The organism is Caballeronia sp. RCC_10 (assembly GCF_041360715.1).
Classification (GTDB): domain Bacteria; phylum Pseudomonadota; class Gammaproteobacteria; order Burkholderiales; family Burkholderiaceae; genus Caballeronia; species Caballeronia grimmiae.
In genome coordinates this window covers 1-24,896 of sequence record NZ_JBFUPT010000004.1, presented here as the reverse complement: position 1 = coordinate 24,896, position 24,896 = coordinate 1, and the positions used below count along the sequence as shown (strand labels likewise).

Genomic DNA, 24,896 nt, shown 5'->3' with positions numbered 1-24,896 from the left:
TTATGCCTTCTCGACCTTGACCAGGAACGACTTGAACTCCGGCGTCTGCGAGTTCCCGTCGCCCACGGAAGGCGTCAGCGTGTTGACGAGATAACCCGGCTGCGTCAGGCCCTTGAAGCCCCAGTGCAGCGGCAGGCCGACGGTTTGCACCTTCTTCCCCTCCACGGTCAGTGGTTTGATGCGTTTCGTGACGAGCGCCACCGCGACGATATGTCCGCGATTGCTCGATACCTTCACGCGGTCGCCCGCGACGACGCCGACTTCCTTCGCCAGGTCCTCGCTGATTTCCACGAACTGCTCCGGCTGCACGATCGCGTTGAGCTTCACGTGCTTGGTCCAGTAGTGGAAATGCTCGGTCAGGCGATACGTCGTGGCCGTATGCGGGAACTTGTCCGCGGTGCCCAGCTGCGCGCGATCGTCCGGGAACACGCGGGCAGCCGGATTGCTCGTGGCGGCCTTGTTGTCCGGGAAGAACGGGTTATAGCCGAGCGGCGTCTCGAACGGCTCGTAGTGCGCCGGGAATGGTCCTTCGTTCATGCCGTCGCGGGCGAAGAAACGCGCCACGCCTTCCGGATTCATGATGAACGGATTCATCCCGTTCTCGGGCGGCTCGTCGACCTTGAAGTCCGGTATGTCCGGGCCCGACCACGTCTTGCCGTTCCAGCCGATCAGCTTGCGCGACGGATCGAACGGCTTGCCGTTCACATCGCACGATGCGCGGTTGTACAGCACGCGGCGGTTCACCGGCCACGCCCACGCCCAGTTGAGCGTCTGGCCGATGCCCGTCGGGTCCGAGTTGTCGCGGCGGCCCATCTGGTTGCCCGCCTGAGTCCAGGCGCCGCAATAGATCCAGCATCCGCTCGCGGTCGACCCGTCGTCACGCAATTGCGCGAAGCTCGAAAGCTGCTCGCCCTTCTTCGCGAGCACCTTGGTCTTGTCGGCAACGTCGGTGACGTCGGCGAGCGCGCGGCCGTTGAACTCCATGGCGAGTTCTTCCGGCGTCGGGCTTTCCGGGTCCGCATACGGCCACGTCATCTTGAGGATCGGATCGGCATACGCGCCGCCGTTTTCCTGATACGCACGGCGCAAGCGCAGCCAGAGGGCCGACATGATCTCGATGTCGCTGCGCGCTTCGCCCGGCGGCTGCGCGCCCTGCCAGTGCCACTGGAGCACACGCGACGACGAGACAAGCGAGCCGCGCTCTTCCGCGAAGCACGTCGTCGGCAGGCGGAACACTTCGGTCTGAATCTGCGACGCATCGACGTCGTTGAATTCGCCGTGGTTCTTCCAGAACTCCGACGTCTCGGTCGCGAGCGGGTCCATGATGACGAGATACTTCAGCTTGGACAGCCCTAGCCCGATCTTCGCCTTGTTCGGCGCGGCGGCGAGCGGGTTGAAGCCCTGACAGAAGTAGCCGTTGATCTTGCCCGCGGCCATCAGTTCGAAGGCTTGCAGCAGGTCGTACGCCTTGTCGAGCTTCGGCAGGAAATCGAAGCCGAAGTTGTTCTCGGCGGTCGCGTTGTCGCCCCACCAGGACTTCATGAAGCTCACGTGGAACGCGCGATAGTTCTTCCAGTAGCTGAGCTGGTTAGGCCGCAGCGGCTGGGTCGCGCGCTTGGTGATGTACTCCTCGTAGTCCTGCTCCGCTTCCATCGGCAGCGTCATGTAGCCGGGCAGCAGGTTCGACATCAGGCCGAGATCGGTCAAGCCCTGAATGTTCGAATGCCCGCGCAGCGCGTTCATGCCGCCGCCCGCAATGCCGATGTTGCCGAGCAGAAGCTGCACCATCGCGCCCGTGCGGATCATCTGCGCGCCGACCGAGTGATGCGTCCAGCCGAGCGCGTACAGGATCGTGCCGGCGCGGTTCGTCGCGGCGGTCGACGCGAGCATCTCGCAGACCTTCAAGAACTTGTCGGTCGGCGTGCCGCACACCTTCGTCACCATTTCGGGCGTGTAGGCGGCGTAGTGCTGCTTCATCAGGTTGTAGACGCAGCGCGGATGCTGCAAGGTCGGATCGACCTTCACGAAGCCGTCGTCGCCGCGCTCGTAGTCCCAGCTCGTCTTGTCGTACCTGCGCTTTTCGGCGTCGTAGCCGGAGAACACGCCGTCCTTGAACGAGAAGTCCTCGCGCACGATGAACGACATGTCCGTGTAGTTCTTCACGTACTCATGCTGGATCTTGTCGTGCGTCAGCAGATAGTTGATGACGCCGCCAAGGAAGGTGATGTCCGTGCCGGTACGGATCGGCGCGTAGAAATCCGCAACCGATGCCGTGCGCGTGAAGCGCGGATCGACGACGATCAGCCGCGCCTTGCGATGCGCCTTCGCCTCGGTCACCCACTTGAAACCGCACGGGTGCGCCTCGGCTGCATTGCCGCCCATTACCAGAATCACGTCCGCGTTCTTGATGTCGACCCAATGGTTCGTCATCGCTCCACGGCCAAACGTCGGGGCAAGACCTGCCACCGTCGGGCCATGTCAGACACGCGCCTGATTGTCGAATGCGAGCATCCCAAGACTGCGGACAGTCTTGTGCGTCAGATAACCGACTTCATTGCTGCCTGCCGACGCCGCGAGAAAACCCGTGCTGAGCCAGCGGTTGACCGTCTTGCCGTCCGGCGTCTTCTCGATGAAGTTCGCGTCGCGGTCCGCTTTCATCAGCTTCGCGATGCGGTCGAGCGCCTCGTCCCACGACATGCGCTTCCACTCGTTCGAGCCCGGCGCGCGATATTCGGGATGCAGCAGCCGGCTCGGGCTGTGAATGAAGTCGATGAGCGATGCGCCCTTCGGGCACAGCGTGCCGCGATTGACCGGATGGTCGGGATCGCCTTCGATATGGATGATGCTGGCCTTTGCGTTTTTGGCGTTGTCGCCGAGGCCGTACATCAGGATGCCGCATCCGACCGAGCAATACGGGCAGGTGTTGCGGGTTTCAGTGGTGCGCGACAGTTTGTATTGGCGGACTTCGGCCAGCGCGGGTGCCGGAGAGAAGCCCAGTGCAGCCAGGCTCGATCCGGCGAGCGTGCTCGCGGAAACCTTGAGGAACTGTCGCCGTGACATTTGCGGCATGATTGCCTCGGCGCGTCGTATAAGTGGGTGGTTTGAATTATAGGTACGCGATACGGCCCCGATGCTTGACCTTGCATAGGAATTGCACCGAGAAAGCCGATCGTTCTTGCCGCTACACAGCAATCGCCGTGCGTCGCGCGACAAAGGCGGGATCATAACAATGAACTTAAGAAAACGCTTAGGCCCGCGTCGGCTCGATTTGGAATGAAACCTGCTCAATCGGGTGCAATTACCGCAAGCGGACGCCCGCGCGAGGCTCAACCCTTGCCGAGATTGATCCGATCCACCGAGAGGACCACGATGAGCTCCGTTTCCACGCAAAAATTAGAGGCAGCTGTCAAGAAAGACGCGTCGTGGGCGATGAACGCGCTCAAGCAGTTCTCCGAGAACCGCTGCGCCGCGATGGCCGCGAGCATCGCGTTCTATTCGGCCTTCTCGCTTGCGCCGACGCTCGTGATGGTGATCGCCGTCGCGGGCTGGGTCTTCGGCCCTGAAGCGGCGCGCGGGCAGTTGTTCCATCAGGTCAACGGGCTGATCGGCGATCAGGCGGCGGCGGGCGTGCAGAGCATCGTCGAGAACGCGCATCGCAGCGGCGGCACGGGGATCGCCGCGATCATTTCGTTCGTGCTGCTGGCCGTGGGCGCATCGGCGACGTTCTCATCGCTCAATACGGCGCTCAACATCGTCTGGCCGCTGACGGGCGAGCAACGCTCGAGCGTCATGGCGATGGTGCGCGTGCGGCTCGTGTCGTTCGGGCTCGTGCTGGGCGTCGCGTTTCTGCTGATCGTCTCGCTAGTGCTCGATACGGCGATTCAGGCGGTCGGCATGTGGCTGTGGGGCGACTCGCCGTTCGTCATCATCGGCGACATCGTGCAACTGGTCGTGGGGCTCGCGATTCTGACGGCCGCGTTTGGCGCGCTGCTGAAGTTTCTGCCCGACGCGCCGGTCGATTGGCGCGATGCGCTCGTCGGCGGGCTCGTCGCGGCGCTGCTGTTTTCTGCCGGAAAGAAGTTGTTCGCGTTCTATCTGACGCACGCGGGCACGGCCAGCGCGTTCGGGGCGGCGGGATCGCTCGCGGTGCTGCTCATGTGGCTCTACTTTTCGGCCGCCGTGCTGCTGCTGGGCGCGGAGTTCTCGGCGGCGCGGGCTCGGATGCACGATCCGCGCGGCCCCGGCGGCGTGCAGAGCGGCGGGCGCGTTCCGCCCGGCAGCCGCGCGAAAATCGGCTCGATGCTCGCCGGCTCGACGCGCATCGGCATGCCGGCGGCTCCGGTTTCTTCAGCGACTTCCGGCGATGCCGCCCCGCGATCCTTCGCGCTTCCTGCCGCGGCCACGGATGCCGGCGCGCTGGGGCCCCGCCCTGATAAGGCATCGGCGGTGGCACGGGCGGTCGCGTTGTCACGCACGATCGCGCGGGCGGAATCGACGGCCACGCGTGCAACCGCCGTCGCGATGGTCGGCGCGGGCCGCAAGGCTTCGCACGCGAACGCCGCCGTGAAACGGCATCCGTGGCGCGCGGTGTTCGTTGCGGCAAGCGCGGGCATGGCGGTGGCGTTGCTCTCGAAGCACGACACGTCTCGCAGGGATTGACGAGCCGGCAAAGGCGAATCGTGCGCTTGCCGTTTATCAACGAAATCGCAACCAATCCGTCGGGAAGAAATACCGCCCGAACTTTCGGGAAACTCCCTGCGGAACTTTCAATGAGCGCCACTGTCGTCGCGAAAACAACTGCCGAATTGCCGCAGAACGCGCGTGGGCGGGCGTTTGGCAACTGTGTGTGTTTTTCGAGACACTCTATTTTTTTCGTTTTTTAAGTTACGAAACGTTGCGTTATTCTCTGCGCCGGTAACAACGATATTAATCATTCGCGTGGAGAATTCGATGAAACGATTCGCACTGACGTCCCTCTCGCTGGCCTTGCTCGGCGCAGCTGGCGCAGCACAGGCACAAACGAGCGTGACGCTGTATGGCGTGATCGATACCGGCCTGGCCTATGTGAGCCACGCCAATGCGGCTGGCGACCACCTGTTCGGCATGGTCAACGGCACGCTGTCCGGTCCGCGCTGGGGCTTGAAGGGTCAGGAAGATCTGGGCGGCGGTCTGAAGGCGCTGTTCCAATTGGAAAGCGGCTTCGATCCGGGCACGGGCCGTCTGAACCAGGGTGGCCGCGAGTTCGGCCGTCAGGCTTTCGTCGGTTTGAGCGGCAACCAGTGGGGTACGGTCACGCTGGGTCGTCAATATGACCCGTCGGTCGACATGGTTCAGGGCCTCACGGCTGACAACTACTGGGGCGCAGCGTTTGCAACCCCGGGCGACGTCGACAACTACGACAACAGCCTGCGCGTGAGCAACGCCGTCAAGTACGTTTCGCCGGTGTTCTCGGGCTTCCAGTTCGAAGGCATCTACGGTTTCAGCAACCTGGCAGGCACGACCGGCCAGGGCCAGACCTGGGGCGGCGCGGTCACGTATAACAACGGTCCGCTCGGCGTGGCAGGCAGCTACCTGTACGTGAACAACCCGAGCGCAAACCGCGCGACCGGCTGGAACAGCCCGTCGTCGGATTCGCTGTTCAACAGCGTGATCAACAGCGGCTACTCGACGGCTCATGCAATCGGCATCGCACGCGGCGCCGGCCAGTACGCCTTCGGTCCGTTCACGGTTGGCGCGTCGTACAGCTTCGCGCAGTACAAGAACGACGGCAACTCGCTGTTCCAGGAGCAAGAGAAGTTCAACGTCGGCAACGCGTTCGTGAACTTCCAGCTGACGCCGGCTACCCTGCTGGGCCTCGGCTACACGTACACGCACGCAAGCGGCGACACGTCGGCGAACTACCACCAGGTCAGCCTGGGCGCCGACTACGCCCTGTCGAAGCGCACCGACGTCTACGCTGTCGGCGCGTACCAGCACGCAAGCGGCACGCAGCGCGTGACGAACGCCGACGGCACGTCGTCGACGGTCGGAGCGACGGCTTCGATCAGCGACTTCGGCTTCGACAGCGGCCGCAGCCACCAGGAACTCGTCCTGATCGGCCTGCGCCACAAGTTCTAATAAGAACTGACAACCGGCAGACGTGGCACGCGAGTGCCGCGTCGGCGGACAGCAGCATCTCGAACAGCCATCGGTTTCCGATGGCTGTTTTTTTTGCGCTTACCGTTCGAGCCGCGATGAATTGCCGCTTGCAACCGATCAGGCGAGTTCAGCCGCGCGAGTGAATGCACAATGGCTCGCTCGATACCCGTCCTGCGGAGTGCTTTGGATGACCTCACGTGCGCTTGCTTCGCTCTGGCTTTATGCCATTGCCGCATTCATGTCCGGCTGCGCGTCTCAGGCGCTCCCGCGTCATGTCGACGCTGCACGGTCTTTGCCGATGATCGTCGCGCATCGCGGCGGCACGGCCGATTTCCCCGAAAACACCTTGCTCGCAATCAGCGGCGCGCTGGAACACCGCGCGGACGCAATCTGGCTGTCCGTCCAACTGACGCGCGATGGCGTGCCGGTGCTGTATCGCCCGGCGGATTTATCGGCGAACACGGACGGCCGAGGCACGGTCGCGAACATGGAGTTCGCGGCACTCGCCCAACTGAACGCCGGCTTCAACTTTGCGAGCACCGACGCCAACGGCGCGACGGTGTATCCGTATCGGGCGCATCCGTTGCGAGTTCCGACGCTCGCGGAGGCGCTCAACGCCATTCCGCCGTCGATTCCCGTGATGCTCGACATGAAAGCGCTGCCCGCCGACCGTCAGGCGGCAGCCGTGGCCCGCGTACTCGACGAGGCGAACGCCTGGAATCGCACGCTGCTCTATTCGACCGATGCCGCGTATCAGACCGCGTTCGCGGCTTATCCGCGCGCGCGCCTGTTCGAATCGCGCGATGCGACTCGTCGCCGGCTTGCGAACGTCGCGCTGGCGCATGATTGCAGCCCGCCGCCGCCCGGTGGGTGGGCAGCGTTCGAGTGGTCGAGAAAGATGGAACTGGTCGAGACGTTCACGCTGGGCGAAGCGCGTTCAGCGGTGACCGCGAAACTATGGACGCCGCAAGCGATGACCTGCTTCCGCGCGCGCGGCGATGCGCATGTGATGGCAATCGGCATCGACGATGCGGAGGGATATCGCGCCGCCGCGTGTCTCGGCATCGACGCCGTGCTGGTGGATTCGCCGCGCACGATGCAGGCGATCAGGGAGCGCATCGGCCAGCCGCTGCAGTGCGCGGACGAGGCGCACTAGACCGATTCAATCTTGCGGCGCGTTGCCCGCTGCCTCGACGTCCTGCGCGAGGGTCTGCGCGGGCGCTTCCGACCCGCCGGGCGGCACATCGCCGATGACGAGCCGCGGCACCGTTGCGCGCGTCTCGCGCGGACGCAGCGGGACGTCGGCGAGATCGGTCCACGACGGATTCGGAATCTCCCCGAAAAGCTGCCGCAGACGCTCGCCCCAGCTACGGTTGATCATCTGGTAGTAGGCGCTGTTGTTGTCGAGCGTGGCGAAGCGCGTGACCCGCAGCGAGTCTTTCTCGTACACCAGCAGATCGAGCGGCAAACCGACGGAGAGATTCGAGCGCAGCGTCGAGTCCATTGAGATGAGCGCGCATTTGGCGGCTTCGTCGAGCGGGGAGGCAGGCGTGATGACGCGATCGATGATCGGCTTGCCGTACTTCGATTCGCCGATCTGGAAATACGGGGAGACGCGCGTCGATTCGATGAAATTGCCCGCCGCGTAGACCATGAACATGCGCGGGCCCTGCCCTTCGATCTGCCCGCCCAGAATGAAGCTGCAATTGAAGTCGACGCTGAATTCCGCGAGCGACATCGCGTCGCGCCGATGCACCTCGCGCACCGCATCGCCGACGATGCGCGCGGCCTCGGCCATCGTCGCGCAGTTGTAGAGCGTCGGCGCGTCGGGGCCGGCGGGTTCGGCGAGCAGTTGCGTGACTGCCTGTGTCAGCGCGAGATTGCCCGCTGCGAGCAGCACGATGACGCGTTCCCCGGGCTGTTCGAAAACGGCCATCTTGCGAGCGGCGCTGACGTGGTCAACGCCCGCGTTGGTGCGCGTGTCCGACAGGAACACGAGGCCCTCGTCCACGCACATGCCCACGCAGTAAGTCATGTCGATATACCTAAAAAACAGAAACCAGGCCGCCATTGTAGCGATCACGCCGGCGCATCGCAGCGCGCTTGCTCAAATCGGATTAACGGCAGGCACGGGCCCGCGCTTGAGCGACGCATGCGCTTTTGCATTTCGCGCTAGACTCGACGCTCATTCGCGTTTTATGCCTCCGTTGCCGTTCATGCAAGAAGATTCCCTCGTCGATGCCCTGCTCGCCGGTCTCGCGCGCCCGATCGTTTTCGTCGACCTGGAGACGACCGGCAGCGACGCCACCGCCGATCGCATCACCGAGATCGGCGTGGTGGAGGCGAGCACGGCAGGCATCGAGCGCTGGAGCGTGCTCGTCGATCCGGGCATGCCGGTGCCGCCGTTCGTCGCGCGCCTGACCGGCATCGACGATGCGATGCTGCGCGGCCAGCCGAGTTTCGAATCGCTCGCGCCCGCGCTCGCCGAGCGGCTGCACGGCAAGCTCTTCGTCGCGCACAACGCGCGTTTCGATTACGGCTTCCTGAAGAATGAGTTTCGCCGCGCGGGCATCGCGTTTCGCGCGGATACGCTTTGCACGGTGCGGCTGTCGCGCGCGCTGTTTCCCTCTGTCGAGCGGCATGGGCTGGACGCGCTCATCGCGCGGCTGAATCTCGCGCCGCAAGGACGCCACCGCGCGCTGGCGGATGCCGATCTGCTCTGGCAGTTCTGGCAGAAGATCCACGAGCTTTATTCGCAGGAACTGGTCGATGCCGCCGTGAAGGCGCTCGTCAGGCGCGCGAGTCTGCCTGCCGCGCTGCCTGAAGGCGCGCTGGATGCGCTGCCGTCATCGCCCGGCGTGTATCTCTTTCATGGCGATGACGACGTGCCGCTTTACGTCGGCAAGAGCATCAACCTGAAGCAGCGTGTGGGGGCGCATTTTTCCGGCGATCATCGGCTGGCGAAGGATTTGTCGATATCGCAGGCGATACGGCGGATCGATTATCGCGAGACCGTCGGGGAACTGGGCGCGCTGTTGCTGGAAGCGAAGCTCGTGAAGGAATTGCAGCCGGTGCACAACCGGCTGCTGAAGCGCGCAGCGGCGACGTGCGCGTGGCAATGGCTACCGGGTGCGCCCGCGCCGACGCTGTTGCGCGCCAGCAAGCGGGATTTGTCGCGCGAGCCGCATTTGTTTGGCGTGTTTTCGTCGCGTGCGAAGGCGCATGCGTTCATGCGCCATCTCGCCGATGAACACAAGCTGTGTCCGGCGACGCTCGGCATCGAGAAAGCGCCGCCAGGGAAACTGCGCGGGTGCTTCGGGTATCAGGTGAGGCGTTGTCTGGGCGCGTGTGCCGGCGCGGAATCGCTTGCGGATCACGCGGCGCGGGCGCTGGTTGCGCTGGAACACGCGCGTGTGGTGCGGTGGCCGCATGAGGGGCCGGTTGCGATCGCTGAGTACGATGCGGGCACGGGAGGCGAGGCCTGGCATGTGATCGATCGATGGTGTTACGTGGGTACGTGCGGCGCGCGTGATGGGATTGCTGCGGTGCTCGCGGATGCGCCCGAGCTGCGGCCTTTCGATGCGGATGTTTATGCGTTGATTGCCAGGCGGATCGCGTCGGGGGAACTTGAGTGGATCGCGTGTGATGCGCGGCCGTCGTTTAGTCTGGTGGTGCAGGAAGCGGCTATGGTTTCGGAAAAGCGCGTCGGGACGCGGCGGCGTGTGCCTTTGAAACCCGTTACGAATGTGGGGCAGCTTGGGTTGCTTGGGTAGATCGTGGGCCTTGCGGGCGTGCGGTCGATCGTCATGGAGTGCGCGGCTGGCTTTCAGACGCTGGTGCAAAGCGATGACTGGAATAGGCCAGAGGCGAGACCACGGAATTCGTAGAGGATTTCCAATGCTTGGCACCAAAAACCACGACGAGTGTGAGCGAAGCGCATCGGCCGATTATTGCTCGTATCGAGCAGCCCCGCTCGGTCGATGCGGCGCAAAAGCTGAGGCTCGTTAATCTGGCGGCGCTTGCGTGCGACTGAATTGCGCTGGTGACGTACAAGCGGTTTTAGCGGTGAACAAGGGACGTTTGACTTACGTCACAATGACCGTGCGTTGCAACCCCACTCGCATTGCCTGTGCGTGCCTTAAATCCGCGACACCGCGCGATGGCTCGAACATGCCTCCCACCTGTGACCGTGCGTGTGTTCAGATCGACGAGCGTGATGCCGATCATTGCACCTGCTAGAACGACAGCTACATATGAACAAACACGGCTCGAAGCCGCGGACGTTGGTAAGCTTGAACGACGCGACAAACAATTGCTTTGACCCGCAGCTTTTCAACCCGCTATTGACAGAGTAGTAAGGACGGACGCATTGTTTTCGTCCTGTTCAGGATGAAAGCAATCGTAGCCTTCTGAGCGCACAGCCATTGGACGCCCGTGATCAAGGTGCGGCAATGGCACTTGCCGCGACCGATAAACACCTAGGACGGTTTAACTGGTCCCACATCGACGACTTCCGCCAATAGATGACGCTGGTTCGCGCCGCTGCGCAGGGGTCAGGACGGGTCCTCCACTCGTGACCTTCCGTGCATCTGAAGCGATGGTGCACATTGACGCCGGCGTAACGTTCGTCGAGACACACAAGGCCCCGCTCGCGCAACGAATCAACGAAGCGTTGCGCCGCCTCGTCTTAGGCGCATTGCAGGCAGGTCGCGGTGCCGCGTCTCATCACATTCGCCCGGCGCTCCAGCAGATGGCCCTTCGCGCACTCGAAACGGTACAGCGCGCGATCGCCCGCCCATTGCGTCGACAACAACGTCATGCCGCGCGCTTTGGCCACGTCGGCGCGGACCTGCAGCATCGTGACGTCCTTCGGTAGCGCGGCCTTCTCGGGCTTTTTCCATCGCTTGTTGCAGTGCGGCAGTCGGCAACTCTGCAACAGCTCCAGCCGGCACCGCTGGTTCGACTTCAACGCCGCGGGACCGCCCGGACCAACGGCGCGTTCCCGAATCACTCGACATTCAATCGATCCGCGCGAACCACCGTCGGCATCACGAAGATCAGCTTCCGCTGAGACGCTGCCTGACCGAACGGCTGCATTCGAAAGTACCCGCGACGCCAATGCGGACGGACCTCGCTTTCGCCACTTGAGTCGACAGATTCCCGGACCGACGCGTGCGCGGGAAGAACTGCGGGACCGACCACGTATCGATCGTACAGTTGCTCAATCGCTGCGAGCTTCTCCGCGCGCCTGCGCTTGCCTAGTCCCGCGAAATCGCGCGGCGCCGTACTGTACGGCCGCTCGTGGATTACCGGCGTTTTGTCTAGAGAGAGGTACAGCAGCATCTTGACCGCATAGTCGACTGCAACTCGACAAACGAGGGCCGTCTCCCGGTCATCATCGTTCGCGGCCAATATCCCGTTCAGCATCGCCCCTACCGTATATGCACCCTCTTCCATCTTGAAGCACATCGTCCGAAAGTCGACAGCAGCAAAAGATTTGGCGTCGCGCGTCCAGATGCAAAAAGTCAGAAATCGGGCACTGGCATCATGGTCCGGCCTACCATGCTCGAACACGAGCACCGCCTCTAAACCCGTGCGGTCGCGCATGGACGGTTCTGGCGTGATGCACACCGCAGGCGAAGGCAGGCGCAGCATCGAGAGCGGAACGTCGCTGGATACATCGCTGGTTGACATCAGATAATGCAGCGCCGCGGTAGGCTCATAGAGCGCGCCTTGACGGAGCCAGAACGACTGCATGATTGACGCCTCCAGCGCCCAAACTGGTACGCGCCGGTGGTCTCGCGAAGACATGACCGCGCCAAGAACGTCCATCATGAATTGTCCCACTTCGCGTTCCGCAGACGGAGAACAGCGCGCATCGGCCATCTTCGCAAAGAAGGGCGCTTCGTGATGCCTCATTTCGCGCTGTATTTTCGACCAGTACCGGCTGCTTCCGGACACGCGAAATCGAACCGGAACCGGCAAGCGGCGAAGACTTTCAATGCTGATCGCAGCCGTGGCGGCAAACAGGGCCGAGCGCAAGGCGTCGGCAACTGTGAAGAACCGCTCGCTAGTCCGGCACGCCACTTTGAAGTCGTGCTCTGACTTGATCGCGGGCAGCGTCGTTATCCCCTTCATTACGGTCGTCTCATTTTACGAATCGGCAAGAGTGGCATCTCGCAACCGAGCCACACGGGCTGGATCCGTCAACACCTTTCTATGATCACGCCGTCCATCGTCCGGGACATCGGAACAGTGCGCTTGACATCTGGTCGTCACCGTTTCCCAGGTCAGCCGTTCAGGACACAGCGTGCTGCGCAAACCGGCTACACCCTTGCCAGTCGTGCCATCATTCCTGACGTTGCTTTTCTTGCATTTCGACTTATCAAAAGTGTGCCACCGTCGGCTCAACGCGACGCGGAAGAATTCGGCGTGGGAACGGATACCACAAAGGGCAGTGGTGCGATCGTTCGGCAACGCGATGAGATCTTCCGTCGTAGTCGAAAGCTGCGACGGCGGGATATCCAACTATTCCAACTCGAACCCGTCGGCGCCCTCTACCAACACGCCACCGTGGCTGGTCGTGTCGCCCACCCGAGCGACCCTTCGATTTCCGAATTCGGCTGATGATGAGCCGCTCACAATCACTGCGCCGCAACTGATCGAATCGCCAATTCCAGCGGCGGGTCGACCGTTGACTTCGAGGCCGGTTGAAGCGGACGTCACGACGCCTTCTCCGTGTTCCGGACATTGGTGGCGATGACCTAATAGAACGACCTTTGGCATTAAATAGCTCCTATCCTTCATAAGCGATTCCGGCGCAATGTCCTACATGGACGCGGGCAAAGCCTCAGTTATCGCGACGCGACTTACATAAGTTGAGTCACGGAACGGGCATCTTGATCCAGCGGCGCCGTGCGCGATTCAAGTCCATCGCCTCTGGCCACTTCACCTTTGGCGCGAGTGCGCGTGCCAGGTTGAATGTGGGCTCGTTGTTCCAGTCGCGTGGCTCGTACTGAGAAGGCGGCAACGCGTGCGGGCCTTGTTGCATGTACGTGCAGATGTACGCCCATGTCGCTTCGCCACCCACCGGGCCAAGCTGGAAGCGGTCGATTACCTCGTTCGTTCCCGGCTTGACCACCGAGAGCGCAACGCCGTACTTCAGCACATAGGCCCCGTTGAGCATCCCGTGTTGGTGCCAAGCTTCAGCGCGAACGTCGTCCCAATCGTAGGAGACCGCGCGGACCGGCCAACGTACGAAGGGGTTCCACCAGATGGCTTTGAAATCGTAAGCGTACATCCTGCGACGGGTCCGGTTGAAGCGTAGGGGAAGGTCACGAGGGGGGCAAACATCGATTCTCAGTCCCATTAGACCTCCTGCAGCTGTCATGAACGCCGTGAGCGATCCAATTGCGAGCAATCCAAATGTTAAAACGTTCCACCAACTGACCAACATCCATAAAATGGCACCCGAAGATAAAAACGTCAGGGGCGACAGATACATCAGCAGACCCCGCATGCCTGAATGAAATCGAGGTATTTCTAGATACGTACCGTCTATATGGTTAGGTGCGCAGTTGCGTAGCTTGGGTGTATCTGTTGGCTTGTCTTGGGGTGCCGGCAAATCACGTGTCCATCCACGCGCCGGCGGACTGAGCAATGGTGGTGTACCGGCCATCACAGTGCTTCCTGAGGTGTCAGTTCAGCGAAGCCATCGATGGCGCAATCACATTCATTCGAGTACACGGGCTTGCTGCTCCGAGGGTGCAGTGCGCGATTCGACGTCCATCACCTGAGGCCATTTCACTTTTGGCGCAAAGATAAGTGCTGGATTGACCGTAGGCTCATTGTTCCAGTCGCGAGGTTTCCATTTGGAGGGCGGCAGCGCCTGAGGGCCTTTTTGCATGTAGGTACAGATGTATGCCCATGCACCCTCGTCGTTCGCTTTCGCGCGCAACTGGAAGCGGTCGATGACCTCATTGGTCCCAGGCTTGACCACCGACAGCACAACACCGGACTTCGAGTAATACACTCCTCCGCCCGTCGCCCCGCCTTGCGACCAGGCTTCTGCACGGACGTTGTCCCAGTCGTAGGAGACCGCCCTCACTGACCACCTGGTGAACGGGTTCCACCAAATGGGCTCAAACTCGTAAGCATAGATTTTGCGGCGGAGTCTGTTGAAGCGAAGAGGGAGATCTCGCGGCGGGGATGCATCCAGCTTCAGACCGATTGAGACACCCCAAACACTTATTAGTGCGGTACCGATCGCCATCAACGATCCAGAAAGATCGTCACCGATAGGAAAGGCGGAGGACATCAGCCACAACGTAAGGAAGATATTGCCCAACGACAGCCAGCATACTAGTCCGCGCATATCTAGATAGTGTCTGGGCAGCTCCAGATAGACGTCGTCGACGTGATTCGGTGCCTTCAGAAACAACCCCGGCGCTGCTTCAGGTACATCGTCCGGGCCGGGCAAGGCACGTCGCCAGCCGCGCGCTGGAGGATTGAGCAGAGGCTGTTGGCTTGTCATCAGAAAGACTCCTGGACCGTAAGTTCTGCAAAACCCTGCTCGTCTAGGCGTTCCGGAAAGTACTTCACATACACGTCACGGAACGGGTATCTTTATCCAGCGGCGCCGTGCGCGATTCAATGTCCATCGCCTCTGGCCACTTCACCTTTGGCGCGAGCAGCCGAGCCGGATTCAGCGTCGGATCGTTGTCCCAATCTACTGGGTCGTACTCGGACGGAGGAAGCGCCGCAGGTCCCTTCTGCATATACGTGCAGATGTACGCCCAGACACCCTCACCGTTGGCCTTCGCGCGCAACTCGATTCGATCGATGACTTGATTCGTGCCGGGTTTGACCACTGAAAGCACGACCCCCCACTTGGCAACATATCCACCGTTCGAGGTGAGACCTTGCTGTCTCCATGCTTCGGCACGAACGTCGTCCCAGTTGTATTCGATTGCGCGTACCGGCCAGCGCGCGAATGGATTCCACCAGACCACCTTAATCTCGTAAGCGTAGATTTTTCGCCGTGCACGATTGAAACGAAGTGGAAGATCACAAGGTGGCGCGACATCAAGCCGTATAGCGAGTATTGCGCCTAGCAGGAGCAACATGGCGCTCGATAACATCGCCAACGCCGACATGTCGAAATCATCAATCAGTGATCCGGCGAAAGAACGAACCAGAGCTAGTTCGAAAATCACAGCGACACACCCGATTACCAACATCAGTCCGCGCATGTCCAAATAGGAACGAGGCAGTTCCAAATAAACCTCGTCGACGTGATTTGGCGCCGCCATTGGAAATCGCGGCAACTCGACGGGCTTCGCGTTCGGCCCCGGAAGGTCGCGTTGCCATCCACGCGCGGGTGGGTTCAAAGATGGGCTCTTTCTTGACATCACAAGCTCTCCTGAATCGTCAGCTCCGCAAAGGCGCTGTCGTCCATGCGGTCAGGGTAATACACGATGTGCAGCGTCGCGGCGACAATGTCATGTCCACCCTCTTCCGGTCCTCGCAACATAACCTCGCCGCTGATCGTTTGCGGCTGGGTCTTTCCTGTCGCCACATCGCTGACCTTTGCTTGCAATGTCGACAGATCGTAATCAGTGCGCCCGCTCGGCGCGGGCTGTACGCCAGCAAGAGCGGCGACATTCTTCTGGCCAGCGCACAAGACTTGTTCCATGCGGTTGTGCCGCTTGACGGTTATCGCATAGGCGTATCCCGAGACTGCCGGGTCGAAGTTCGGTATAACGACGTTGTAGCAAAGCGCTGTTCGGAGCACGGAAGCGCTCGCCATTTGTCGAGATAAGGTCGTGGCAGGTAAAACGACTACTATCGCCTTCGACGAGCGTGCCGCCATGACTTGTCAGGTCTCCCAAACGAGCGATGCCAGCACCATCGAACTCCGACGTAGAACCCGTAACGACGACAGCGCCGCAACTTGTTTTATCACCCCGTCGAACGACAGCACGACCGTTGACTAGGACACCGGTTGAGCCTGTCACAACGGTACCCATTCCGTGCAGAGGGCACACGTGCTTGTGACCCACCAAGACGACTGGACGCATGGAAATGTCCCTCCCGCGTTTATTTTCGCAAAGCGCCAGACTGCTCGCCGACGTATTTCCATTGGAAGCCGAATGGGTCGACTCCAACATCTCCGGGCAAGTTCGGCATCGACATCCCTTCTTTCCTAAAAACCTCGTGATAGCCACCGATCGCCTCGATGGGCTTGCCCACCGCCTGCCAGTATCCGGTCTTGGGTGCAAAGTCGCCGGGCCGTGCATAGGGGAACGCTGGCCCCTGAGTCTTGGCGTCGACTTCCCCGAGAAACTCAATCTTTCGCCCCTTGGCAGCTTCTTCGTCCGTCGGCTTGTAGACCTTGAAGTACAGACGGTTCGACGGTGCGTTGTCAGTCAAGGGATAAAGCATGCGGCCTTTGCCCTGAGCGTCGGTTCGTTGCAGCACTTCTCGAACATCGATCCAGTCGAGCTGGGTTTGCCAATAGACGATTTCGTATACGTTCGTGCCGGATATGAGCCGACTATCTGCGATCACGAAATCTGCCGGCACGTCGCCCTTCCAGGTGTTATGCGCCTTGTTAGTTTGTCGATAAAGTCGAATCTCCTCATCCCGAGGTGGCGCTTGACTCCCCGAAAGCTGTCCAGGCGTGGGAGGCTCCGTAGGATCAATTTGTCTGCCGTTCAAGAAGAGCCTTATGCGACCATCGTCCGGGGTGGGTCTGCCCGTAGACTTAATTTCCGCGTTTGTCGGATTTTCCATCGACAGGTTGTATCGTATTTTTATACTGTCATCTCTGACAACGCCATCGACGAATTCGATACGCGTTATCAACGCATTCTTTACCCAACGAATTCGGTCGTCTGGAATACCGGTCTGATTGGCGGACATGCCGGGCGGTTGACTGCTGATCATCGCGTTATTTCCATCAAAGGTCTGCGTGTTTGCGTGGCTCGACATCGGGAAGGAACAGGCCGATAGTGTGATAAGGCCTGTCAATACGATGCCACACCGATAATTCCAGCGCTTAATTTGGCTCATCTTTGCCACTCAGAATGAACAAGGAAACATTCTCTGCATTGGCGAGAGCACGTTCTGGCTGAAATTCCGCCAAAACTCGCGCCCCTTCTGCGCCGTATGCTACCGTACGGTTATATCGGTTTGGGTCACGCTGTCCGTCAGGCAGGGAGATGGTCTGGTCATCCGAACACGTGGTGCCGACCATATGCGATATCTCGTGTAACTGAAGCTGCATTCTGTTTTGCCCAACGGGTTCCGTGCGCAGGAATCTCTTGAAGAAGAGTCCATGCTGGCAGGCGATGTTGATGCACTCCATCTTGAACCCGTTTTCCGCTGGAACGAGCGGCTTCTCCGGGTACCTGTTCTGCCACACCCATGCGCCCGCCTCGAACCCCAAAGATCCCTTAACAATGTGCTGCGTTGACACGTGCCTGAACGCGTCTCTCATCCCTTTCATATAGAGGTAGATGTGATGACCGGCAGGTGCAGCACTACGAGTTGTATAAGTAGTGGCAACCACAGGCGTCGCGATTGTGTTTGGGTCTACACCAAACCAATAGATAAAGTTTTCCCACAACGTTGAATGCCTTCGGTTCGAGATCGTCCCCAGCGTAGCGTACTCCCGCACGGGCACTACCAATTGATTGGGTGCTGCCGGGAGCGACTTATGTGGATCGCTCCAAGGCTCAAGCTGCTTCAAGCGTTTCTCGATCAGCTTTAGACCGATGACCCAATTAGTCCGTAGCTCCACCTCAAATGCTTCTTCAGACAGTGCCACGTCCGTGGTCAAGCATTCTCGCATCTGCGCCAGGAACCCAATCGGATGAAAATGCCAGTTCTTAGCGTTCATCGCGTCGCTGAGCGGTGTAAGTGTCGGACCGCTTACACCATCTGCTTGTACTCGGGCTTCCTTCCAAAACTGCTGTCTACCCGCGTCTCGAAGGAAGGCGCTGTACTGTGCTTCCGTCAGTTGCGGAAGCGGCGGATGTTCGCCGGTTGTCAGCTTCTTATAGCGTTTACTGGCGCTGTCGCTGTCCCACTCAGAGTGGAAGCGGACGGCGACTGTCCGCAAGATGGCATCCACCCCTTGGTGATATAGATCCGCCAAGCAAATATTAGAACGGGACGAATTCACCCCACTGATAATTCTTTGCATAATTCCGTCGTCATCCTCGACGAAGGCGTCATCAGCATCGTTCAGCTCCTTGTCCTCATACACCTGCCATCCACGCGTCACCCAGTCGCTATCGGTAATTAACGTCACCCATGCATCTCGCAGGAAGGGGCGACCGTCCGCGATAGCATCAGATTGATTGGCGTAGGCAACCGACACTTCGCACCCACCACCAACGGTATAGGCGGACCCTGATCCTGTTCTTGATCGAGATACATGTGCTCGATCCATCCCTCGATCGTTTTGCCGTTGTTGACATCGGTCACACGGACCTTTGCCATTCGATGACCGTCGCCGTTGACGGCTATCAATTGGACCTCGTCTCCACGCAGAGCGCTGACTGATAGTACAGACTCACCGGTGGTTAAAAAAGGTGGCAACAGAACCTTGTTGTTCAACTGTCTTGCGGGCAGAAGATTTGCGTAGAGTGAATAAAAGTGGGCGCCAGCGTATCTGCCGTTTAGCGAGATGGATCAACGCGACGGGGCGCAGGGGCTGCGTGATCTGCTGAAGCTCTTTGTGTCCAACGAAGATGTCGAGCAGCACGCTCAGATCGATGCCCTCGTCGGCGTCAAGACGCAGCCGATCAATGACATGCTGCCCGGCGATGGGCCGATCGTCTTTGGACGCGGCATCGAATGTGTGTTGACGGTCGACGAGCGCGGCTTCGCGGGCACGAGCCCGTATCTGCTCGGACTGATTCTCGAACACTATCTTGCGCGCCATGTGCCGAGCCACGCGTTCACGCAGACCGAAATGCGATCGGTGCAGCGCGGGCTCATCGCCCGGTGGCCGGTGCGCATGGGCACGCGCGGGGTGGCCTGATGGAGCGCTCCCCGTCCCATCTGCGGGCGCAGAACGTCGCGCTGTCGCCTGCGCTGCTCGAGCGCGTGCAGGCCGAGCCGTGGCGCTTCGGCTTTCTGCCGCTGCTGCGCCGCATCGGGGCGGACACGCGCGTCGATCCGATCGGCACGGCCAGGCGCCCGAACGCGGAGCCATTTCGCATCGGCCAGCAGCCGAGCCTCACTTTCGCGCCGCGTGAGATCGCCAGCGCCGCGCTCGTCGATGGCAAGCTCAGGATTCGCTTGTTCGGACTCGGCATGCTCGGGCCGAACGGTCCACTGCCAATCCACATCACCGAGATCGCCCGCGAGCGCGAAGAGCAGCGCGGCGATTCGACGCTCGTCAACTTCCTCGATGTGTTCCAGCATCGCTCGCTGTCACTGCTCTATCGCGCCTGGGCGAGTGCGCAATCGACGGCGGGACTGGACCGCTCTGGCTACGAGACGTTCTCGTTCTACGTGGCGAGCGCCGTCGGCCATGAACTCGAGGAAATCGAGCAAGGACCGCTGCCGTCGCACGCGCGGCTGGCTGCGTCGCCGCATCTGGTGTGCGAGTCACGCGACCCCGGCGGCCTGGGCGCGACGCTCGCCTATTACTTCGGCGTGCCGGTGCATATCGACGAGTACGTGTTTCATTGGATCGCGCTGTCTGAAGCACGCATTAGCCGATTGGGGAAGACCGGCCGGCTTGCTGTGAACGCGATGCTCGGCGAGCAGGTGCCCGACTGTCAGAACCGCTTTCGCGTCGTGATCGGCCCGATCGACATGGATGACCGCAGGAAGAAGGTCGATCACGACGAGACGACGACCATCGGGCATGACCGCACGGAAACGGTGGGAAATAACGAGCAAGTCGATGTTGGGCACGACCGACGCCATCACGTTGGCCACGACGATTCTCTCTCCGTCGATCGCAGCCAGATTCTCCAAATTGGTAAGGACCGAATCGAACACGTCGGAAATCACCGAGAGGACCATGTGACTGCAAACCACACCGTGAAAATCGGTGGCCACGCCGAACACCGGATCGAGGGCCAGTTTCACATGCAAGCTGGCGAGGCTGCCGGCATCAAGACAAAGGCGTTGACCTTGCAGGCGGGCGGAATACTGGAGATCCGTGGACCGGCCGGAACGATCACGCTGGATGCGAATGGCATCACCTTGGAGGCGTCCAAGATCACGCTTAAAGGCCCGGTACAGGCAAGTTCGGGGTGGGTTAAGAATGCGCTCGATTTGCGATCGAAACCTGCTGATGGAAAGCCGCTTGATCCCGCTACTTTTTCATTTTCCGGTTAAGTGGTGAGTGTTTAGAACCGATCGAGCAATCTGCAACAGAGAATTATCAGATGATCATCACGTTCCCGTTTGAAGACGATCCCTACTACAGTTCGCCTCAGCCACTTTCGTACGCCCAATCGAGCGCAGCAGCACTGACGACGCCCGCTCTCGCGAAGAAGTATTTCGATCTTGCAAAAGGAGTCGCTGGCGGGGTGTTCCCTGTTGGCACCAACCGATTCTGGCATGGCGGCGTTCATTTGGTAGGCACTGGTCCCGTTCGCGCAATCGCCGACGGAACGATAGTCGCCTATCGACTGGATATGGACTATACGGCCAGTGCCCTTGACGCCGAGTTCAAGCAATGTAAAGAAAGCGACTCGGGCACAATGGCGCCACGCGTCTTCAGTGCCTGTTTTGTCCTGATTCGTCACGAATGCGAGAAGAACAATGGGGTGCATGGGCGTTATCGGTGGGTGGCCGAGGTCGTCAACCACGTGGTATTCAGCGAGCCGCAAAATATCGCGGCAAAGCACATGCTCGCAGATGCATATGAGCAGTTGGGCTACCAGTCGGAGTCGGCGAGTTGGCGCAACTTCTATCTCACCGGCGCGATGGAGCTTCGCAATGGCGTCCATAAGGTTCCCATCGGCAGCCCGCAAAACCCGGACACCATCAGGGCGATGCCGCTAGACATGTTCCTCGACTATCAAGGCGTCCGCCTGAACGGACAGCGAGCAGCGGGAAAAACCATCGAGTTCAATCTGAACTTGACTGATACAAACGAGAGCTATGCGATTGGCGTCGAAAATAGCGCACTGCACTACTCGAAAGGTCGAACGTTGAATTCAGCTGACGCGTCGTTGGCCATGACACGTGCGGATCTGAACGACGTGATGTTGGGAACCGCCACCATGCCCAACCTGGTGATGTCCGGAAAAGCAAAGATCACGGGCAATGCGCAGAAACTCGGCGAGTTCGTTACCTGGCTCGACAATTTCGACTTCTTCTTCAACATCGTCACACCCTAACGACGCGGGGCTCGCGGAGGAAGACAATCGTGTGCGCAATCTGTAACTTTAAGATGGAATTCGATATCGGCCATCCTCAGGCACTGGCAGTGGCGGTTGCCACTCGGGCCGCAATCGAATCTGGAATATTGGACGAGGATGCGTTCGATGGGCCACTCGCCAATGCGAAGCGGCGCGTGGCCGCCATCGACGCACTGAAGGAGTTTCAGGATCAGCTTGAAGCGGCGGTGGAACCCCGCGATCTGATGAAATTGCCCGATTTCTACGTTCTGCTTGTCGAGAGCGGAACGTGGGGCTTCTTTCATGCAACGGAGAGGGGCTTCGACCCGGATGTCGTACCGGACCTTCCGAACGTCACGGCGGATCGGCAGGAAGATCGCGATGTCGTGTTGATAGCGGCCAGGTCATCGTTGTGTATCGTGACAAAGCGGGAAATCTCTGCGAACCGCGCCTTTTCCAATGAACTGTTCGCCCTTGACGCAGGCCCTGTTGAAAGGGAGATGCTTCGTTCCCTGATAATTAAAACGTTTCCCGAAAAGCTGATTTACCACGGACTCGATGCTTAGTAGTTCGCGTGATTCGTAAACCGGGTGTTGGTTAATACTTTGACTGTCGTGGCACGCCGACGCATGTGCAGACAGTGCGTGCCGCAGCGTCCTTCCGAGCGTATGTCCAGCTGGCCGTTTCTGATCGACCTACGGACGCTCCGACGTTTGGGCCCATAGACTGCTCAGGGTTGTTAGCTGACGCTGACACCCGCCGCACCCACCGTGGCTGAGTCGCTCGGGCATTCTCGCTTAATGTGGTTCCTGGCCGATGTTATCGCGCTGTTATCACGCAACGTGGGCCCATTCTCACGTAATGTGGTCCCGTGCGAGCCGATAGTCTCAGCTAATGTGGTCCCGCAAACCCCGATGTAATCGGTTCCTGCGTCGGATGTTATCGAGCCGCTACAACCATCCAATATGCATACCTGAACTTAGGATACCGAATGTCATTGAGCACCAGTCGATTCAAAAGACCGTCATCTGCCGCGACAGCCGCATGCCTTCTATTTACGCTCGCGATAACAAACACCCGCGTATTGGCCTACCCAACTGGATTGGCCTGCAACTGCAACCATTCCATACAACTTGGGGGGATCGCAGAACGGCACCTACACCGACAGCAGCGGCAAGGTGTATGACGGAACCGGGTACATCGTCGTGGTATCGACGGCGTGTTTCGGACAGATCGCGGTCTTTTCGGATGCCACCGGCAAACGCAAGATTTCGCTCGAAGCATGCTTTGGGCAGACGGCGGGTTCGGCGTGGCCTAGTCTTTGCCAGACGCCGACTTTGGTCAGCCGTCCGTTACCCGGCTATCCTTCAGCGGCTTAACTTTTTACGTCGCTTCGCGGAACATCGCAGCCCTCCGACGTACCCGACAATCCATGCCGCGACTCGGCAAATCCGGATACACCTCAATTTTGCCACTACTACCATGGCACGGCGAATGCGGGAATCATGGTGGGCCAACCTACGGTACGGTGGGACGACGTCAATACGAAAATGACCTATGCGGGCGTCGCGCCCGGCGCGCAGGTCATCACGATTAAGACTGGCGGCGGCACGGGTACTGATGGTCCCAAGGGATGGCCAATCAATTCGGTTGTGGACGCGCTTAACTACGTCTACAACGGGCTGCTGCCGAGGGGGGATGTCGGGCCAAAGATCGTCGCCGTCAATATTTCTGCGAATGGCAATTCGATAGCAGGAACCTCTCCATGCGCTACAGGTGGGGATGGCGACCGGATAGATACGGTCGCGGCCCGTCTCAAGGCAAAAGGCATCGCTGTTGTGATGGCGGCGGGCGACGATGCTGTGAACGGAACCGGAACATGGAACTGTGGGAAGAACGTTATTCCGGTTGGCGCAACCGGGGTCGTGTCTCCCACGACGCCAACGACTTACACCAACATCTCCCAGCAAGTCGGCCTTTTCGCGCCTGTCGGCACCGCCGACCGCCCGAGCGGTGATCTGATACTAGCGCCATGGGCCGGCGCGGGATCGTTTTATGTATGGGGGACATCGTTCGCGTCACCGCAGGTGGCCGCAGCGTCCGCTGTGCTTCGGCAGAAGTTTGGCACGAACCCGTCCGTGGACGCCCTGGCCGACCTCATGAAGCGTAAGGGCAATGCGTTGACCGGATCACGCGCAGGACTAGCAGCACAGGGCGCATCTGTTCTTAATATCGGGGCCGCACTGAACAGCGCACCGTGAAGCATCGTTTCGGCCTGTAGCCGCATTTGCCTCGCTGTCGAGTGGCCGCAAACGAGGCCAACGTTCCGTACGCCGGAACCGCGCTTCAGCGCACTTGTGGTTGTCTAGGGTCGCCCGCCAACGCTAGCGGATTAACCAAGCCCTTCGAGGATGCAGCCGATCCCCCGCCCCATGTGGGTCACGTGACCCACATCGTCCCTGAAATTGTCCCTGGAGTGTCCCCAACGGCAAACTGGTGGGACAAATAGACCGCTAAGCTGTGCCGTTAGCAAAAAGGCGTCCGCGGATTAAAGCATAAGCTGTCCGTTCAATGGCCGCGCGCGGTTCCCTGAGACCCTGCCGAAAAGCATAAATTGGCCTATCGGTACAAATTAAAGCATAAGTTGTCTAAACGAAAATCTCCTTGCGCGACAGGCCCATTTTTCCTCGCTCAAGGCGAGTCGATTCGCGCTAGCATTGGTCATTGCGACAGGACATACCTGATCGACCGGTTTCGCAATGCAGGCTTCGCGCGCGACAGCAGGAGACTAACCATGACCAAACTCCGGGAGAACCAAGCCATCCCGTTCGGCTAAGTGCCGCGATCCCCTGCGCGCCTACGACAATCGCTGAAGCACATGTCAACTATGGACGCGAGAGTTCAACGGCAAGACCTGTCCAGCTGACCGCCGTTCATGGTCAAACGATTACAGGATGGCTTCGCCAATAACCTATCAGAAAAGTGGGCTCAAGTGAACGAACAGTTGCCCATGCTAGAGCGCCTGTTGCGGAAGTCAGAGAAACCTTCCGAAGACTTCAGCCGCAACTGGCACTTCAAAATGTCGCCGCTTTGCAAGAGCTTTGTGTCCGGTGACACGACGGGGAAATGGTGCATCTTCGTACCCCGCGCCAACATCGATGCAGCGTGGGACAAAATCAAAGACGCTCTCGAGCGCAATCAGCTGCTGTGCGCCAAGGTTTCAACCGTCCTACCCAGCATGGCCCACGGCAACATTCACGTCATCTGCGTGTACACCGATAACTGGGCCAACGCACAAGACCTTACGGCCTCTTTTGAATTCTCAGTGGGTGGTTTGGCGGGTCAAGGGCGAGCGTAAGGTCCGCGCAGCGAACCCTTGAGGCG

Annotated in this window: 20 protein-coding genes and 4 pseudogenes; 12 read left to right on the top strand and 12 right to left on the bottom strand. The window is 60.1% G+C overall.

The window, feature by feature from the left end:
• Entirely contained in the window at positions 1-3,069 is a 3,069-nt protein-coding gene (fdnG, locus tag AB6804_RS09880; RefSeq protein WP_370886299.1) for a formate dehydrogenase-N subunit alpha, read from the bottom strand.
• Positions 3,070-3,369: 300 nt separating this feature from the next.
• Here fdnG and AB6804_RS09875 point away from each other — a divergent pair, with 300 nt between their 5' ends.
• The 3 genes from AB6804_RS09875 (at position 3,370) to AB6804_RS09865 (ending at position 7,294) form a co-directional block, all read left to right on the top strand.
• Complete coding sequence (locus AB6804_RS09875) at positions 3,370-4,659, top strand: YhjD/YihY/BrkB family envelope integrity protein (RefSeq protein ID WP_370886298.1); 1,290 nt, start codon at positions 3,370-3,372, stop codon at positions 4,657-4,659.
• Between the two features lie 291 nt (positions 4,660-4,950).
• Positions 4,951-6,117, top strand: a complete 1,167-nt coding sequence (locus tag AB6804_RS09870) for a porin (protein WP_035966011.1) — start codon at positions 4,951-4,953, stop codon at positions 6,115-6,117.
• A 208-nt stretch (positions 6,118-6,325) separates the two neighbouring features.
• The gene (locus tag AB6804_RS09865; RefSeq protein ID WP_370886297.1) at positions 6,326-7,294 is read left to right on the top strand and encodes a glycerophosphodiester phosphodiesterase family protein; all 969 of its coding nucleotides are present in this window, start codon (positions 6,326-6,328) and stop codon (positions 7,292-7,294) included.
• A gap of 6 nt (positions 7,295-7,300) precedes the next feature.
• Here AB6804_RS09865 and AB6804_RS09860 read toward each other — a convergent pair whose 3' ends face one another.
• On the bottom strand, positions 7,301-8,173 hold the full coding sequence (locus AB6804_RS09860) for a peptidase (RefSeq protein WP_370886296.1): 873 nt from the start codon (positions 8,171-8,173) through the stop codon (positions 7,301-7,303).
• Positions 8,174-8,354: 181 nt separating this feature from the next.
• Here AB6804_RS09860 and AB6804_RS09855 point away from each other — a divergent pair, with 181 nt between their 5' ends.
• On the top strand, positions 8,355-9,911 hold the full coding sequence (locus AB6804_RS09855; protein WP_370886295.1) for an exonuclease domain-containing protein: 1,557 nt from the start codon (positions 8,355-8,357) through the stop codon (positions 9,909-9,911).
• A gap of 914 nt (positions 9,912-10,825) precedes the next feature.
• Here the strand turns inward: AB6804_RS09855 and AB6804_RS09850 are convergent.
• Positions 10,826-11,149, bottom strand: coding sequence for a hypothetical protein (locus AB6804_RS09850; protein WP_370886294.1), 324 nt, complete (start codon positions 11,147-11,149; stop codon positions 10,826-10,828).
• On the bottom strand, positions 11,146-12,276 hold the full coding sequence (locus AB6804_RS09845; RefSeq protein WP_370886293.1) for a hypothetical protein: 1,131 nt from the start codon (positions 12,274-12,276) through the stop codon (positions 11,146-11,148). Before AB6804_RS09845 ends, AB6804_RS09850 begins: the two co-directional genes overlap by 4 nt.
• 81 nt (positions 12,277-12,357) lie before the next feature.
• Between AB6804_RS09845 and AB6804_RS09840 the strand changes: the two genes are divergently transcribed.
• Entirely contained in the window at positions 12,358-12,765 is a 408-nt protein-coding gene (locus AB6804_RS09840) for a hypothetical protein (RefSeq protein WP_370886586.1), read from the top strand.
• On the opposite strand, the gene AB6804_RS09835 is transcribed toward AB6804_RS09840, so the two are convergent.
• From AB6804_RS09835 to AB6804_RS09800, 8 genes and pseudogenes are all read right to left on the bottom strand, one after another.
• Entirely contained in the window at positions 12,667-12,924 is a 258-nt protein-coding gene (locus AB6804_RS09835) for a PAAR domain-containing protein (RefSeq protein ID WP_370886292.1), read from the bottom strand. The two genes, AB6804_RS09840 and AB6804_RS09835, sit on opposite strands and share 99 nt — an antisense overlap.
• A 97-nt stretch (positions 12,925-13,021) precedes the next feature.
• On the bottom strand, positions 13,022-13,507 hold the full coding sequence (locus tag AB6804_RS09830; protein WP_370886569.1) for a DUF6708 domain-containing protein: 486 nt from the start codon (positions 13,505-13,507) through the stop codon (positions 13,022-13,024).
• Positions 13,508-13,870: 363 nt separating this feature from the next.
• Positions 13,871-14,671: a DUF6708 domain-containing protein gene (locus AB6804_RS09825; RefSeq protein WP_370886291.1), complete on the bottom strand. Its 801-nt coding sequence runs from the start codon at positions 14,669-14,671 to the stop codon at positions 13,871-13,873.
• Positions 14,672-14,735: 64 nt separating this feature from the next.
• A complete protein-coding gene (locus tag AB6804_RS09820; protein ID WP_370886290.1) occupies positions 14,736-15,548 on the bottom strand; it encodes a DUF6708 domain-containing protein in 813 nt (270 codons plus the stop codon).
• Positions 15,548-16,009, bottom strand: coding sequence for a hypothetical protein (locus AB6804_RS09815; RefSeq protein ID WP_370886585.1), 462 nt, complete (start codon positions 16,007-16,009; stop codon positions 15,548-15,550). Before AB6804_RS09815 ends, AB6804_RS09820 begins: the two co-directional genes overlap by 1 nt.
• A gap of 73 nt (positions 16,010-16,082) precedes the next feature.
• A pseudogene (locus AB6804_RS09810) lies at positions 16,083-16,217 on the bottom strand (PAAR domain-containing protein); the annotation flags it as partial.
• A gap of 19 nt (positions 16,218-16,236) precedes the next feature.
• Positions 16,237-17,211: a hypothetical protein gene (locus tag AB6804_RS09805; RefSeq protein ID WP_370886289.1), complete on the bottom strand. Its 975-nt coding sequence runs from the start codon at positions 17,209-17,211 to the stop codon at positions 16,237-16,239.
• Complete coding sequence (locus AB6804_RS09800; protein WP_370886288.1) at positions 17,198-18,595, bottom strand: hypothetical protein; 1,398 nt, start codon at positions 18,593-18,595, stop codon at positions 17,198-17,200. Before AB6804_RS09800 ends, AB6804_RS09805 begins: the two co-directional genes overlap by 14 nt.
• A 219-nt stretch (positions 18,596-18,814) precedes the next feature.
• Here AB6804_RS09800 and AB6804_RS09795 point away from each other — a divergent pair.
• The 7 genes and pseudogenes from AB6804_RS09795 to AB6804_RS09765 all read left to right on the top strand — a co-directional run.
• A pseudogene (locus tag AB6804_RS09795) lies at positions 18,815-19,189 on the top strand (type VI secretion system baseplate subunit TssF); the annotation flags it as partial.
• Positions 19,189-19,977 (top strand): annotated as a pseudogene (gene tssG, locus AB6804_RS09790) (type VI secretion system baseplate subunit TssG); the annotation flags it as partial. The pseudogenes AB6804_RS09795 and tssG, both read left to right, overlap by 1 nt.
• On the top strand, positions 19,972-20,502 hold the full coding sequence (locus tag AB6804_RS09785) for a hypothetical protein (protein WP_370886568.1): 531 nt from the start codon (positions 19,972-19,974) through the stop codon (positions 20,500-20,502). The pseudogene tssG and the gene AB6804_RS09785, both read left to right, overlap by 6 nt.
• A gap of 50 nt (positions 20,503-20,552) precedes the next feature.
• Positions 20,553-21,512 carry an alkyl sulfatase C-terminal domain-containing protein gene (locus AB6804_RS09780; protein WP_370886287.1) on the top strand — a complete coding sequence of 320 codons (960 nt, stop codon included), beginning with the start codon at positions 20,553-20,555 and terminating at the stop codon, positions 21,510-21,512.
• 53 nt (positions 21,513-21,565) lie between these two features.
• Positions 21,566-22,078, top strand: a complete 513-nt coding sequence (locus AB6804_RS09775) for a hypothetical protein (protein WP_370886286.1) — start codon at positions 21,566-21,568, stop codon at positions 22,076-22,078.
• A gap of 915 nt (positions 22,079-22,993) precedes the next feature.
• Positions 22,994-23,773: pseudogene (locus AB6804_RS09770) on the top strand (S8 family serine peptidase); the annotation flags it as partial.
• Positions 23,774-24,447: 674 nt separating this feature from the next.
• Complete coding sequence (locus AB6804_RS09765) at positions 24,448-24,870, top strand: putative phosphothreonine lyase domain-containg protein (RefSeq protein ID WP_370886285.1); 423 nt, start codon at positions 24,448-24,450, stop codon at positions 24,868-24,870.
• The last annotated feature ends 26 nt before the right edge of the window (positions 24,871-24,896 follow it).